This window comes from Leifsonia poae (assembly GCF_020009625.1).
GTDB lineage: Bacteria > Actinomycetota > Actinomycetes > Actinomycetales > Microbacteriaceae > Leifsonia > Leifsonia poae_A.
Map to the genome: position 1 here is coordinate 2,425,339 of NZ_JAIHLP010000002.1, position 13,247 is coordinate 2,438,585.

Sequence of the window (13,247 nt, forward strand, 5' to 3'; positions counted from 1 at the left end):
CAAGGGCTCAGGAAGGGGAGCTATGATAGTTAGTGCACTAACGAATTGAGGAGAGAGTGATGGCCGGACGTTTCCTGAACTGGTACACGCGGGTCAACGTCTCCCTCATTCGGGTGGCCGGCCCCGCCCAATTGGGTGCCGGGCATCCCGAAGGCCCCGACATCCGTTCGGCAGCGGCGCCCTGCCCCATCTGCGGCCGTCCGATGACAGTGCACACGGTGGCGCGCTCCGATGGTCAACGCGACGCGACGCGACTGATCTGCCCCGCGTAACCCCCTCAGGAGGTTCGGGTCGCAGCGCCGATGATCGCGTGCAGACTCTCGCGCAGGCCCTCCAGCTCCGTGAGCGGCAGACCCAGCCGCTCGACGATGGTGTGAGGGATGCTCTCGGCCTGGCGCCGCAGAGCCCGGCCGGCGGTGGTGAGCGTCACCTCGAGGGATCGTTCGTCGCTGGTACTGCGTTTGCGTTCGACATACCCGGTGGTCTCCAGGCGTTTGAGCAGGGGGGAGAGGGTCGCCGGTTCGAGCTGGAGGGCTTCGCTCAGGTCTTTCACCGAGCGCGGGTCGCGTTCCCAGAGGGCGAGCATCACCAGGTACTGCGGATGCGTCAGCCCGAGCGGTTCGAGCACGGGCCGGTAAAGGGCGATCACGCTGCGTGCGGCGACCGCGAGGCCGAAGCAGACCTGATTCTCGAGGGCGAGCAGGTCATCCGACATGGTGTCAGTCTACCGAGCGACCGCAGTTCGGGCCGGAGACGGCACTCGACTTAATACAGCGACGACTGTACTATCGACCGCGTGATCGAACTCGACCTCCGACCCGAACGTTCGCTGGCCTCCCGCCTCGACGTGATGAACCGTCTGGGGCGCGCGATGGCGGATGCCACCCGCTCGCGCATCCTGATGACCCTGCTCGACGCGCCGACGTACCCCGCCGCGCTCGCCACGGATCTCGGGCTCACCCGGCAGAACGTGTCGAACCACCTGAGCTGCCTGCGCGACTGCGGCATCGTGGTCGGCCTGCCCGAAGGGCGGCAGACGCGGTACGAGATCGCCGACCCGCACCTCGCCCGAGCACTCACCGACCTGGTGGGCGTCGCTCTCATGGTCGACGAATCCGCCGACTGCCTCGACGTGGACTGCACGGTCGCGGGATGCTGCGGCGCGCGGTCGTGACCGCGCTGACAGGCGAGCGCCGGGCGGTGCTGCAGCGCCGCATCCGGCTGATCGTCGCCTTCACGATCGGGTACAACCTCATCGAGGCCGTCGTCGCACTGGCGGCGGGCGCCGGGGCCTCGTCGGCGGCACTGCTCGGATTCGGGCTCGACTCGGTGATCGAGGTGCTCTCGGCGGCGGCCGTGGCCTGGCAGTTCAGCCGCCGTGACCCGGAGCGGTACGAGAAACCCACCCTGCGTGTGATCGCGGTGGCCTTCTTCGCGCTCGCCGCCTATGTCTCGGTCAGTGCCGTGCTCGCACTGCTCGGTGGAATCGAGGTGGAGCACAGCCCTCTCGGCATCGCTATCACCGCCCTCAGTGTCGTGGTGATGCCTTTCCTCTCGCTGGCGGAGCGGCGGGCCGGCACCGAGCTCGGGTCGGCCACCGCGGTCGCCGACTCGAAGCAGACCCTGTTCTGCACCTACCTCTCCGCCTCGGTTCTCGGGGGCTCCTGCTGAACGCGCTTCTCGGCTGGGGGTGGGCCGACGCCGTCGCGGCCCTCGTGATCGCCGCCTTCGCCGTGCGTGAAGGGGTGGAGGCCTGGAAGGGCGACGCCTGCGCCACCTCGGTCGGCATGCTGAACGAGGAGGCGGGCTGACGGCGGGCGCCCGACGAGACCTTCCGGAAACTATTCGGAGCGCGAGAACTCTGAGGCTCGGGCCACCTGGTCGGCCGTGAGGGCGACGCCGGTGTACCGTTCGAATTGCCGCGCCGCTTGGAGGGCTATCACCTCAGCGCCCGTGATGAGCTGCTTCCCGCCGGCCCGGCCGGCCGCGATGAGCGGCGTCTCCGAGGGGAAGGCGACGACGTCGAAGACTGTGGAGGCCCGCTCGATGTGCTCAGGAGCGAAAGCGAGCTGCGATTCGGCGTCGCCGCGCATCCCCAACGGTGTCACGTTGACGACGATGTCGAAGCTCGGCTCAGGGTCGCGTTCGACCCACTCGTAGCCGTACCGGTCGGCCAGGGACGCACCCGCGCCGGGATTGCGGGCCACGATGGTGAGGTCGGCGAAGCCGGCGCCGCGGAAGGCGGCCACGACGGCCTTGGCCATCCCGCCCGAACCGCGAAGTAGCACGCTCTGCGAGGAGTCCACCCGCCGATCCCGAAGCAACTCGGCCACCGCTTCGTAGTCGGTGTTGGAGGCCGTGAGCACACCCGCGTCGTTGACCACCGTGTTCACCGATTCGATCGCGAGGGCCGACGGCTCCATCACGTCGACCAGCGGGATGATCGCCTCTTTGAACGGCATCGACACCGAGCATCCGCGGATGCCGAGGGCGCGGATCCCCCGCACCGCCCCTTCCAGGTCGGTCGTCGTGAACGCCTTATAGAGGAAGTTCAGACCGAGCTCGTCGTAGAGGAAGTTGTGGAACCGGGTTCCGATGTTGCTCGGCCGGGCCGCCAGTGACATGCACACCTGCATGTCCTTGTTCAGGATGGGCATGCGCCCATCTTCTCAGCACCGAACTCAGCGCATGAGCGCGCGCTCGAACTCCTTGGTGCGGTGCCCGACGGCGAACCAGGCGATGGTGCCCCCGACCGGCAGCGCCAGGATGCTGAGCAGCCAGACCAACTGGGTGGCCCACGCCATCTCGCGATCGCGGAACACCTGCACGAAGGCGATCACGAGCACCGTCAGATAGACGACCCCGGCCGCGACCCCGATCGCGACGAGAACAACCCCCAGCGTGTCCATGCGCTCAGCTTAAGCGGTACGCCCTGTCTGCCGCACCTCCGAACACATCGGCACGCTCGGAGGGGGAGAGCGAGGCGACGAGCTCGGCAGCGGTCGCCTGGGTTTGCGCATAGTTCCCGGCCGCGGTGGAGACCGGCCAGTCGCCGCCGAACAGCACGCGCCCCGCGCCGAACGCTTCCAGAACGTGGTTCACATACGGGCGGAGACGGTCCGGGCCGGCCGGTGCGTCGGGCCCGAGCGTGGTGAGACCGGAGAGCTTCACGGCCACGTTCGGATGGGTGGCCAGCCCGGTCAGCAGGCCCGCCCACGGCTCCGCGTCGGCGTCGCCGATCGGAGGTGTGCCGAGATGGTCGATGACGAGCCGCAGCTCGGGAAGCTCGCCGGCGATGGCCAGCGCGAGCTCGAGGTGGCGGGGGAGGATCCCCACGATGTCGAACACGAGCCCCCGTCGGGCGAGCTCGGCGAGGCTTGCGCGCACCGCATCCCGGGCCAGCCAGTCGGGGTCGGGCTCGTCGTGGATGAGGTGCCGTACCCCCACCAGTGCGGGATGAGCCGCCCACTGGTCGAGTTGCGTCGCGGTGCGCGCCGGGTCGAGCAGGTCGACCCAGGCGACCACGCCGGCCACCCGGTCGTTCTCCTCGGCCACAGCGAACATGGCTGCGGAATCCTCGATGGAATTCGCGGCCTGCACCAGGATCACCCGGTCGATGCCGGCGTTGTCCAACTGCGGCTCCACCTCGGCGAAGGTGAAGGTGCGGTGGAGGGCGCCCAGGTCGGCCGTGATCCAGGGATACTCGACCCTGTCGAGATCCCAGAGGTGCAGGTGGGCGTCGACCGTCAGTGCCACTTCGAGATTCTCCGTCGTGTTCGCATCGATTGCGGGGCCTAAAGCTTCTGCATATCCTATAGGCAATAGGCAGATTCGGCCACGGGTTCCGCGGCCGGTGATGAACCGAACCACGGTGAAAGAAGCACAGATGACCGTCGCTCCGACCGACACCCGCTCCCGTCTCGAGCGCGACAGCACGATCGTCAGCGCGGAGGCATGGCTGAGCGACCTGGAGGTGGAGACGGTTCGCACCGATGCGGTGCAGTCGTTCCTCAAGCAGGAGACGATCTTCGTGCGCATCCGCACCGCCGGCGGGGGAGAAGGTCTCGGCTACAGCTACACGATCGGCACCGGCGGGGCCGCGGTCATCGCGCTGCTGCGCTCCGGGCTCCTCGACGCACTGATCGGGTTGGATGCTGATCGGCCCGAGGCCGTGTGGCGGGCCCTGTTCTCGTCGACGCGGGCGACGACCGTCGGTGCGATCACCTCGCTCGCGTTGGCCGCCGTCGACACCGCGGTCTGGGATGCGCGGTGCACGGCCGCGGGTCTGCCCCTCTGGGTCGCCGCCGGTGGTGCGCGTCCGAGCATCCCCCTCTACGACACGGAGGGCGGGTGGCTGCACTTCGACACCGACGAGCTGGTGGCGCAGGCGGTCGAATCGCTGGCGCGCGGGCTCGGCGGGGTCAAGATCAAGGTCGGGAAGCCGCGCGGCCACGAAGACCTGGAACGGTTGACAGCCGTGCGCGAGGCGGTGGGCCCGGGAATGGACATCATGATCGACGCGAACCAGTCGATGACGGCGGCAGAAGCCATGCGGCGGGCGGCGCTGTTCGAGCCGCTCGACATCTTCTGGTTCGAAGAGCCCCTGCCGGCCGACGATGTGGCCGGCCACCGGCGACTCGCCGAATCGACGAGCTTGCCCATCGCCGTGGGTGAGAGCCTCTACTCGATCGGACAGTTCCGCGAATACCTGCAGGCCGGGGCGGCGTCGATCGTGCAGGTGGATGTCGCCCGCATCGGCGGTATCACCCCCTGGCTGAAGGTGGCGCACCTCGCCGAGTCGTTCAATGTGGCGGTGGCGCCACACTTCCTGATGGAACTGCATGTGTCGCTCACCTGCGCGGTTCCCAACGCGCTCTATCTGGAGCACATCCCGCAGCTCCGCGCCGTGACCGCCGCGGAGATGACCATCACGGACGGTCACGGCGTCGCCCCGACCGCGCCCGGCCTCGGCATCGAGTGGGATCTCGACGCCGTCGACCGGTTGAGGGTGCTGTGACCAGAATGAGAGACATGACCACGCTGAACGAACCCCGCCCCTACGGACGAGCGGGTCTCACCGTCGGCCCGGTCGGGTACGGCGTGGCCGCACTCGGCAACCTCTACCGGGCGCTGCCCGACGACACCTGGCGGGAATGCATCCCCGCGGCCTGGGCGGCGGGCATCCGCTCCTTCGACACGGCCCCGCACTACGGCCTCGGCCTTTCCGAGGAGCGCCTCGGCGTCGGGCTGCGCGAATACCCGCGCGACGCCTTCGTGCTCTCGACGAAGGTCGGCCGTCTGCTGGAGCCGAACCCCGATTACCGGCCGGGGCAGTCAGACATCGAGAACCTGTTCGATGTGCCGTCGAGCCGCCGCCGCCGCTTCGACTTCTCCCGCGACGGGGTTCTGCGTTCGGTGGAGGACAGTCTGATCCGTCTCGGGCTCGACCGCATCGACGTACTGTTCGTGCACGACCCCGATGAGCACGAACAGGATGCGCTCGACGGCGCCTTTCCTGCGCTGGAGGAGCTGCGGTCGCAGGGTGTGATCCGTTCCTACGGCGCCGGGATGAACCAGTCGGCCATGTTGACGCGGTTCGTGGAGCGCACCGACCTCGACATCGTGATGTGCGCCGGCCGTTACACCCTGCTCGATCAGGGGGCGGAAGGGGATCTCCTTCCGGCTGCCGAGGCGCGGGGGGTGTCGGTGGCGGTTGCGGCCGTGTTCAACTCCGGCATTCTCGCGACCGAGCGACCTCGGATGGAGGCGACCTTCGAATACGGGGAGGCGTCCGCTGCCCTCCGCGAGCGCGTCGAGCGGATCGCCGACATCGCCGACGGCTACGGTGCCACCGTGCCTCAGCTCGCCGTGCAGTTCCCACTGCGGCATCCGGCGGTCGCCACCATCGTGCTGGGGGCGGACTCGGCCGCCCAGATCCGGCGCAATGCGAGCCTGGCCGATGAGGCGGTTCCCGACGAACTCTGGGACGAGCTGGGCGAGGCGGGTCTGCTCGGAGGGGCGGGCGGCGGCGAGTCGTGACCCGGATCCTCTACCCTCTATCCTCTTCGTTGCCTCCCCGTGCACTTACTCTGTTTTCATGAGCATCGAACCCGAATCCGGCGAACACTTCCTCCCCGCCCGGCGGGCGCTGGCCGACGACGTCTACGACGCGGTGCTCGCCCTGCTGATGGATCAGGTGATCCAGCCGGGCAGCCGGGCAAGCATCGACGGGATCGCACGCCAGCTGAATGTGTCCCCAACCCCGGTGCGCGAGGCCCTTGCCCGCCTGGAGTCGGAGGGTCTCGTCGTCAAACGCGCTCTCAAGGGGTACACCGCGGCGCCTCTGCTCGACAGCGAAGGTCTGCGTCAGCTCTTCGAGATGCGTCGGCTGATGGAGCCGTTCGCCACTCGGAACGCGGTGGGGGAGCTCACCGAGGAGAACCTCGACGAGCTCGAACGGCTCTGCGAAGACATGCATCGCAGCGGTGAGGCGGCGCAGAGCGGCGAAGACCGGTTCAAGGACTACCGCGATTTCGCCGATCAGGATGCGGCCTTCCACCGCATCATCGCCGAGCACTCGGGCAATGCGCTGCTCTCGGATGCGATCGCGCGCCTCCGCTCGCATATGCACCAGTACCGCCTCTACTTCAAGCACGGCGTGGTCGATGACACGGCCGTCGAACACGAAGCGGTGCTCGAGGCGCTCCGTCGGGGGGATGCGGTGGCTGCCGAACAGGCGATGCTCGACCACATCAGCACCTCGTACACCCGCATCTCCTCGAGCCTCGACGCGCCCGACGCCCACTGAGAGGGCGCCCTCGGTGAGACATCCCGTTCGCGAAGAAACGGGATGTTCTGTCGTACCCGCTGGGAGGGATGGCGGCCACTGGCTATATCCAATAGGATATTGCTGAACGTTCATCCGGTAAGAAAGAGGGCAGCGAGTGAGCAGAGTCACAGGTTTCGAGACGCTCGACGTGAGATTCGAGACGTCGGCTCTGCTCGACGGGTCCGATGCGATGAACCCCGACCCCGACTATTCGACCGCCTATCTGCGCATCACCACCGACTCCGCCGACGGATTCGAGGGCCACGCCTTCGTGTTCACCATCGGCCGGGGCAATGATGTGCAGACCGCGGCGATCGACGCCGTCGCCCACCGGGTTCTCGGTCGCGACGTTGAAGAAATCCTCGCCGACCTGGGCGGCTTCTGGCGCGAGTTCGTCTACGACTCCCAGCTGCGCTGGCTCGGCCCGGAGAAGGGCGTCATGCACATGGCCATCGGCGCCGTGGTGAACGCCTTCTGGGATCTGAAGGCGAAACGAGCCGGGCTGCCGCTCTGGCAGCTGCTGTCGCGAATGTCGCCGGAAGAACTCGTCGACCTCGTCGACTTCCGCTACCTGAGCGATGCTCTCACCCGTGAGGAAGCGCTGACCATTCTGCGCGAGGCCGAGCCCGGTCGCGCCGAGCGCGAGCGGATACTGCTCGCCGACGGCTACCCGGCCTACACGACGACCCCGGGCTGGCTCGGCTACCCGACGACAAGCTCCGCCGTCTCGCGCGCGAGGCCGTCGAGGAGGGTTTCGGGCAGATCAAGCTGAAGGTGGGGGACAATCTCGACGACGACATCCGTCGCCTGAGCATCGCCCGCGACACGGTCGGCCCCGACATCCGCATCGCGATCGACGCCAACCAGCGCTGGGACCGCGACCAGGCCATCGACTGGATCAGCGCCCTCGAGCAATTCGATCTCGCCTGGGTCGAAGAGCCGACGAGCCCCGACGACGTTCTCGCCCATGCGGCGATCGCTCGCGCGGTGGTACCGGTGCCGATCGCAACGGGGGAGCACGGGATGAACCGGGTGCTGTTCAAGCAGCTGCTTCAGGCCGAGGCCGCCTCGATCGTGCAGATCGATTCCACCCGGGTGGCCGGGGTGAATGAGAATCTGGCGATTCTGCTGCTGGCGGCCAAGTTCGGCGTTCCGGTCTGTCCGCATGCCGGTGGCGTGGGTCTGTGCGAGGCGGTGCAGCACTTCTCAATGGTCGACTTCGTGGCCGTTTCGGGGAGTGCCGAGGGCCGGATGATCGAGTACACGAAACACCTGCACGAGCATTTCGTCGCCCCGGTGGAAGTGCACGGCGGCCGCTATCGCGCCCCGCTCACCCCTGGAACGGGCATGGAGATGCTGCCGGCTTCGCTGGCCGGCAACCTGTTCACGGAGCCTGCAACGCGCTGAGCGCCTGGTTCACGGGCGCGAAAGCCACCCGGTCGAGCACCAGCTCGATGCTCCGGATGCGGCCGTCGGTCACGGTGAGAAGTTCGACACAGCGGACAGCACCCGCTTCGGTGTCGGTCACGAAGTCATAGACGACGCAGGCCCGGTCGCCGTCGACGAAGATCTCGCGGATCTCGTTGCGGAGGAGGGCCGGCAGTAGTCGGCGCAGTGCGGCGATCCAGCCGGTCTTGTCCAGCGGTGCGCCCGCGAAGGCGGCGACGGCATCGTCACCGAGGAGGTCGTCGAGAGCGGCCAGGTCGTGCCGGCCGACGGCCTCGATGTAGGAGCGGGCGATGGTGTCGACGTCGATGGCGGTCATGGCGTCTCCTTTCGGTCGGGCTCAGCGTAGAACACAAACGAATCTTTGTACAAGCACTGATCTGTGATAAAAAGGGAGTCGTCCCGAACACAGGAGAACGATGACCGCTGACGCCGCCCTTGACCAGGCCCTGCGTGCCCTGGCCGACACGAATCGGCGGGCGATCCTGGCAGTCGTCCGCACGGCTCCGCGGCCGGTCGGCGAGATCGCCGGCGAACTCGGGCTCTCACAACAGGTGACCTCGCACCACCTCCGGGTGCTCCGATCGGCAGGCCTCGTCGCCGAGACCCGGGCCGGAACGCGGCACCTTTTCGCTGTCGACAGCGACGGATTCGCGGCGGCACGGGCCTACCTCGACGACTTCTGGCCCGCCAAGCTCAGTGCGCTCCGCGACGCGGTGGAGGCGGGGAAGAGGGGCACCGATGGCTGAGTTCCAGGCGTCGATCACGATCGACGCCACCCCGGAGCATGTGTTCGACTACCTCGTGACTTCTGAGGGGATGACGACCTGGATGGGCGAGCACGCCGTTCTCGATCCGCGCCCCGGCGGAGTGTTCCACGTCGATATCGCCGGGTCGCCGATCCGGGGTCGCTTCGTGGAGATCGTCCGGCCACTCTACGTCGTGGTCTCCTGGGGCGTGGCCGGGAGCGCAGAACTCCCTGTGGGGTCGTCTCAGGTGCGATTCGACCTCACGGCCACGCCGCAGGGAACCCGCGTGGATCTGATCCACAGCGGCCTACCCGAGGTTCGGCTCGCTGGGCATGAGCACGGCTGGCGTCACTTCCTGCCGCGTCTTCAGCTCGTGGCCGAGGGCGCGATCGCGCCCGTCGACACCTGGCGACCGCTTCCCTGACGGAGGCCTTGTCGATTGCACGTCCGTGCGCCGGCGTCACTGCTGCGGGCGAGCCCGCAGCGTGTGCATGCCCCCGTCGACGGCGAGGACCACCCCGTTCGTGCTGCCCGAAGTGGGGGAGGCGAGGTACGCGACGGCTTCGGCGACTTCCTGTGGCTGCACGAGCCGGCCGCTCGGCTGGCGGGCCTCGAGCGCGGCGCGCTCGGCCTCGGGATCGGTGGCACTGTCGAGCAGACGCCCCACCCAGGGCGTATCGGCCGTGCCGGGGGCGACGGCGTTCACGCGGATCCCGAGCGGCAGGCAATCGGTGGCGATGGCCAGGGTCATGGCCGAGATGGCGCCCTTCGACGCCGAATAGAGCACGCGTTGCGGCAACCCCGTCCAGGCGGCGATCGAACTCGTCAGCACGACGGCCGCCGCCTGCGACCGGCGCAGGTGCGGCATCGCGTGCCGGATCGTGCGGGCGGAACCGATCACGTTGACGTTGAGCACGCGCATCCACTCGGCATCGTCGTTCGCTTCCACATCGCCCTGCGCGCCGATGCCCGCATTGGCGATGAGAATGTCCAGTTGTCCGGCGTCCGCCACCACGGCTGCGATCGCGGCGCGGACGCTCTCGTCGTCGCCGATGTCGCACCGGATACCGGTGTGCGGCGCCGAGACCACCCCCGCGTCGAGGTCGAGGCAGTACACGCGCGCACCGCGGGCGTTCAGCTCGTCGGCGATCGCCTTGCCCAGTCCGGATGCGCCGCCGGTGACGGCGGCGACGAGTCCTGCGAAATTCTGCGTCATGCGAGGCTCCTCATTTCGTGGCGGCGCGCACTGTCGAGCGCTGCGCACCGAGTCCGTCGATGCCGAGTTCGACGACGTCTCCGGTGCCGAGATAGGGGAACCGACCGGAGAGGCCGACCCCTTCCGGCGTTCCCGTGTTGATCAGGTCGCCCGGCTCCAGCACGGTGAATTGGCTGAGGCGGTAGACGATTTCGGCGACACCGAAGATCAGGTCGCTCGTCGTCGAGTCTTGCCGCGGTTCGCCGTTGACGCGGGAGTGGATGCGAAGCCCCGACCCGTCGCCCACCACGGCGGCGGGCACGAGCCAGGGCCCGAGCGGATTGAATGTCTCGAAGCTCTTGCCTTTGCTCCATTGCCCGCCCGACCGCTCGATCTGGAACTCGCGCTCCGACACGTCGTTGGCGACGGCGAACCCGGCGATGGCCTCGAGCGCTTCCGCCGGCGACGAGAGATAGCGGGCTCGGCGGCCGATCACCGCCGCGAGCTCGACCTCCCAATCGGTCTTCTGCGATCCGGGCGGCAGCAGTATGTCGTCGAATGGACCGACCACCGTGTTCGGATGCTTGTAGAAGACCACGATGTCGCTCGGCGGTTCTGAGCCGGATTCGCGCGCGTGCGCCGCGTAGTTCATCCCGATGCAGATCACGGCCGTTGGGCGAGCGATCGGGGCCCCGACGCGCCGTCCGGTCGGGTCGAGGGCGGGCAGCTCGCCGGCAGCGCGGGCGGCCGCGGCCCGCTCGAGGCCGCCGGAGGCGAGGAACGCGCCGTCGATGTCGGCGGTCAGCGACCGCAGATCCCAGGTTCCGTCATCGTCGGCCAGGGCCGGGATCTCGGCGCCGGCGTCGCCGAGACGCATGAATCGCATCGAGGGTCCTTTCACTCGTCAAAGAAACCCTATTACTATTTCCTATAGCATTCCAGCCATCTAGGAGGAGGACCATGCGCATCGCCCTGCACTCCGTGCTTCGAGACGGTCACGAGGCCGGCTACGACGAGGCCCATTCCACGGTTCCGCTCGAGCTCGTCGACACCTTCGACCGGGTCGGCATCCACGAGTGGACGATCTGGCGCAGCGGGCGCGACCTGTTCCACCTCGTCGAATGCGACGACTTCGTGGCGGCGATGGATGCGCTCAGCGGCGACCCCGCCGACCAGCGCTGGCAGGCCTTCATCGGCCGGTTCGTGGATCACTTCGCGACGACCGGATCCGGCTCGTCGGGTCTGATGCTCGGCCAGGTCTGGAGCCTCGGCCGGCAGCGGGGCGCGACTCTTGCGCCGCCGACCACGTAGCAGCGACCTCTGGGAGCGCCGGAACGACCAAGGGCCGGCAGCGGATCTCTCCGCGCCAGCCCTCGTCTCCCCCGATCCCCGTTGTTCCCCCAGTCGAAGATCTTGTCTCCAAAGTACGGGGCCGGCCGAGCCCGGGCATCCGGGCAGGCACGGATCTTCGAGCACCGTGGGGGCCCGGAGGGGAGAAGCGCTCAGGAGGTGGACATCGCCGCCGCGAGCCGTGCGATGTAGTGGTCGATGTGGTCTGCCGCAGCCGGGGCGTCGCGCTCGCGGATGGCGGCGTTGACGTCGTCGACGAACCTCCGGAGGCGGTCGGAGTCCATCGTTCCCGCGACCGTCACCATGCGGGCCAGCCGATGCACGTGGGGGATCACATTCGCGAGGGCCCGCAGCCGGGCGGGGTTGCCTTCGAGACGAACGCACGCGGTGACCAGGTGCTCGAAGATCCTCACGAACGTGGGGAGGTCGTCTTCGGTGGCCTCCATGAGGCCGAAGGACTCGATCAGTGAGTCGACATCATCCCCATGCCAGAGGGGTAGCCCGCGACGTACGGCGCCCGACCAGAGGTCTCCTGCGACTTCGAGCGCGCCGCGCACGCCGGCGATGTCGAATGGTGCGACCCGGGTGTAGCGGTTGCGCTGCATCTCGACGAGTCCGTGCTCGGCGAGCCGATCGAGGGCGTGCCGGATCGGGGTGCGGGAGATGCCGAGCCAGTCGACCAGGTCTTGGTCACGGAGCCGTTCGGTGGGTGCGAGGGCGCCGTCGAGGATCGCGGTCTCGATACGCGCATACGCCTCGTCTGAGAGGGAGATGCGTGGGACGTGATCGGTGGAGGGCATGGGCATGAGGAGCCCTTTCGGTTCGGGTTGAGGGATGCCGACGCTAATGCTAGGCTAAACATATATCACACAGTATGTTTAAGATTCAGCTTCCGACCGTGAATCGGGTATCCGGTCAGAAGGCGGCCTCCACCGCCGCGACAGAGAACCATCGCGAAAGACGCAGGCATGATATTCGACGACGCACATCCGATCACCGCCCGCCCGCTCCGGTCGACCGCACTCTCCGTCGACAGGCGGCTGCTGCGAAACGACGTCTACGAGGTGCTGCTGGAGCGCATCCTCGTCGGTGCGCTCGCGCCCGGCGCCCGTCTCAAAGACGCGGAGCTCACCTCGTGGCTGAGAGTCTCGCGCACTCCGGTGCGCGAAGCGCTGAGCCGATTGGCGATGGTCGGCCTCGTGACGACGGCCCCCAATCGGTTCACTCTGGTGGCCCCGCTCGATCTCACCGAGGTCGGCGACGCGGTCACCATTCTGCGCCAGCTCGCCCCGGATGCCGTCGACGCAGTCCTGCGCGACGCGACGGCCGATGACGACCTCGACTTCGATCTTCTCGGAGCGCGGCTCGAGCGCGACCCGCGACCCGACCCGGTCGAGATGTTCCGCCGGGTCCTGTCGCTCGTGCTCGCCACCCTGCGCAACCGGATACTCGCCGAAACCCTCGAATCGGTGCAGCTGCGGGTGCTGCGCTACCTCAACCTGTGTCCCGGGGCGGCATCCGCGGTCCACATCGACGGGCTGACAGCGTTCACCCGCGCCCTGAGCGCGCACGATGCCCGCGCGCCGGGCCTGATGCTCGCCATGCTCGACGAGATCGCCGCCCGGGTGACCGACGACGCAGCTGCCAAACCCGACTCTGTCGTGATCGCCGGCTGAAC

17 protein-coding genes and 2 pseudogenes are annotated in these 13,247 nt (G+C 68.1%); 11 read left to right on the plus strand and 8 right to left on the minus strand.

From position 1 onward, the window contains the following. Positions 1-59: 59 nt before the first annotated feature. Positions 60-272, plus strand: coding sequence for a hypothetical protein (locus tag K5L49_RS12300; protein ID WP_223693119.1), 213 nt, complete (start codon positions 60-62; stop codon positions 270-272). 5 nt (positions 273-277) lie between these two features. Here the strand turns inward: K5L49_RS12300 and K5L49_RS12305 are convergent, their stop codons facing one another. Continuing rightward, complete coding sequence (locus K5L49_RS12305; protein WP_223693120.1) at positions 278-715, minus strand: MarR family winged helix-turn-helix transcriptional regulator; 438 nt, start codon at positions 713-715, stop codon at positions 278-280. A 135-nt stretch (positions 716-850) separates the two neighbouring features. On the opposite strand from K5L49_RS12305, the gene cmtR reads away from it, so the two are divergent. Together cmtR and K5L49_RS12315 are read left to right on the plus strand one after the other, a co-directional pair. Continuing rightward, positions 851-1,174 carry a Cd(II)/Pb(II)-sensing metalloregulatory transcriptional regulator CmtR gene (gene cmtR / locus K5L49_RS12310; protein WP_223695297.1) on the plus strand — a complete coding sequence of 108 codons (324 nt, stop codon included), beginning with the start codon at positions 851-853 and terminating at the stop codon, positions 1,172-1,174. Continuing rightward, positions 1,153-1,811 (plus strand): annotated as a pseudogene (locus K5L49_RS12315) (cation transporter). Before cmtR ends, K5L49_RS12315 begins: the two are co-directional and overlap by 22 nt. A gap of 30 nt (positions 1,812-1,841) precedes the next feature. Here the strand turns inward: K5L49_RS12315 and K5L49_RS12320 are convergent. Genes K5L49_RS12320 through K5L49_RS12330 form a run of 3 tightly spaced genes read right to left on the minus strand, consistent with a single transcriptional unit; the run spans position 1,842 to position 3,756 of the window. Then, positions 1,842-2,657: a shikimate 5-dehydrogenase gene (locus K5L49_RS12320; RefSeq protein WP_223693122.1), complete on the minus strand. Its 816-nt coding sequence runs from the start codon at positions 2,655-2,657 to the stop codon at positions 1,842-1,844. 24 nt (positions 2,658-2,681) lie between these two features. Further along, the gene (locus tag K5L49_RS12325) at positions 2,682-2,909 is read right to left on the minus strand and encodes a PLDc N-terminal domain-containing protein (protein ID WP_223693124.1); all 228 of its coding nucleotides are present in this window, start codon (positions 2,907-2,909) and stop codon (positions 2,682-2,684) included. A gap of 4 nt (positions 2,910-2,913) precedes the next feature. Continuing rightward, positions 2,914-3,756, minus strand: a complete 843-nt coding sequence (locus K5L49_RS12330) for an amidohydrolase family protein (RefSeq protein WP_223693125.1) — start codon at positions 3,754-3,756, stop codon at positions 2,914-2,916. A 130-nt stretch (positions 3,757-3,886) separates the two neighbouring features. Here K5L49_RS12330 and K5L49_RS12335 point away from each other — a divergent pair, with 130 nt between their 5' ends. The 4 genes and pseudogenes from K5L49_RS12335 to K5L49_RS12350 all read left to right on the plus strand — a co-directional run bounded on the left by K5L49_RS12335 (position 3,887) and on the right by K5L49_RS12350 (position 8,236). Next, positions 3,887-5,017: a mandelate racemase/muconate lactonizing enzyme family protein gene (locus K5L49_RS12335; protein WP_223693127.1), complete on the plus strand. Its 1,131-nt coding sequence runs from the start codon at positions 3,887-3,889 to the stop codon at positions 5,015-5,017. Between the two features lie 14 nt (positions 5,018-5,031). Further along, on the plus strand, positions 5,032-6,039 hold the full coding sequence (locus tag K5L49_RS12340) for an aldo/keto reductase (protein WP_374107685.1): 1,008 nt from the start codon (positions 5,032-5,034) through the stop codon (positions 6,037-6,039). A gap of 58 nt (positions 6,040-6,097) precedes the next feature. Then, positions 6,098-6,808, plus strand: coding sequence for a GntR family transcriptional regulator (locus K5L49_RS12345; protein ID WP_223693128.1), 711 nt, complete (start codon positions 6,098-6,100; stop codon positions 6,806-6,808). 136 nt (positions 6,809-6,944) lie between these two features. Continuing rightward, positions 6,945-8,236: pseudogene (locus tag K5L49_RS12350) on the plus strand (enolase C-terminal domain-like protein). Here the strand turns inward: K5L49_RS12350 and K5L49_RS12355 are convergent. Further along, on the minus strand, positions 8,214-8,594 hold the full coding sequence (locus K5L49_RS12355; protein ID WP_223693130.1) for a nuclear transport factor 2 family protein: 381 nt from the start codon (positions 8,592-8,594) through the stop codon (positions 8,214-8,216). The pseudogene K5L49_RS12350 and the gene K5L49_RS12355 overlap by 23 nt on opposite strands. Positions 8,595-8,694: 100 nt before the next feature. Here K5L49_RS12355 and K5L49_RS12360 point away from each other — a divergent pair, with 100 nt between their 5' ends. Beyond that, the gene (locus tag K5L49_RS12360; RefSeq protein ID WP_223693132.1) at positions 8,695-9,024 is read left to right on the plus strand and encodes an ArsR/SmtB family transcription factor; all 330 of its coding nucleotides are present in this window, start codon (positions 8,695-8,697) and stop codon (positions 9,022-9,024) included. Beyond that, entirely contained in the window at positions 9,017-9,448 is a 432-nt protein-coding gene (locus tag K5L49_RS12365) for an SRPBCC family protein (RefSeq protein ID WP_223693134.1), read from the plus strand. Before K5L49_RS12360 ends, K5L49_RS12365 begins: the two co-directional genes overlap by 8 nt. A 36-nt stretch (positions 9,449-9,484) precedes the next feature. On the opposite strand, the gene K5L49_RS12370 is transcribed toward K5L49_RS12365, so the two are convergent. After that, the gene (locus tag K5L49_RS12370) at positions 9,485-10,240 is read right to left on the minus strand and encodes an SDR family NAD(P)-dependent oxidoreductase (protein ID WP_223693136.1); all 756 of its coding nucleotides are present in this window, start codon (positions 10,238-10,240) and stop codon (positions 9,485-9,487) included. Positions 10,241-10,250: 10 nt separating this feature from the next. Then, positions 10,251-11,105 (minus strand): fumarylacetoacetate hydrolase family protein, encoded by an 855-nt coding sequence (locus tag K5L49_RS12375; RefSeq protein ID WP_223693138.1) that lies wholly within the window; start codon positions 11,103-11,105, stop codon positions 10,251-10,253. Positions 11,106-11,179: 74 nt separating this feature from the next. Here K5L49_RS12375 and K5L49_RS12380 point away from each other — a divergent pair, with 74 nt between their 5' ends. Then, on the plus strand, positions 11,180-11,530 hold the full coding sequence (locus K5L49_RS12380) for an L-rhamnose mutarotase (protein ID WP_223693140.1): 351 nt from the start codon (positions 11,180-11,182) through the stop codon (positions 11,528-11,530). Positions 11,531-11,721: 191 nt separating this feature from the next. On the opposite strand, the gene K5L49_RS12385 is transcribed toward K5L49_RS12380, so the two are convergent. Further along, entirely contained in the window at positions 11,722-12,375 is a 654-nt protein-coding gene (locus K5L49_RS12385) for a GntR family transcriptional regulator (protein WP_223693142.1), read from the minus strand. Positions 12,376-12,537: 162 nt separating this feature from the next. Here K5L49_RS12385 and K5L49_RS12390 point away from each other — a divergent pair, with 162 nt between their 5' ends. Further along, positions 12,538-13,245, plus strand: coding sequence for a GntR family transcriptional regulator (locus K5L49_RS12390; RefSeq protein WP_223693143.1), 708 nt, complete (start codon positions 12,538-12,540; stop codon positions 13,243-13,245). Positions 13,246-13,247 lie beyond the last annotated feature (2 nt).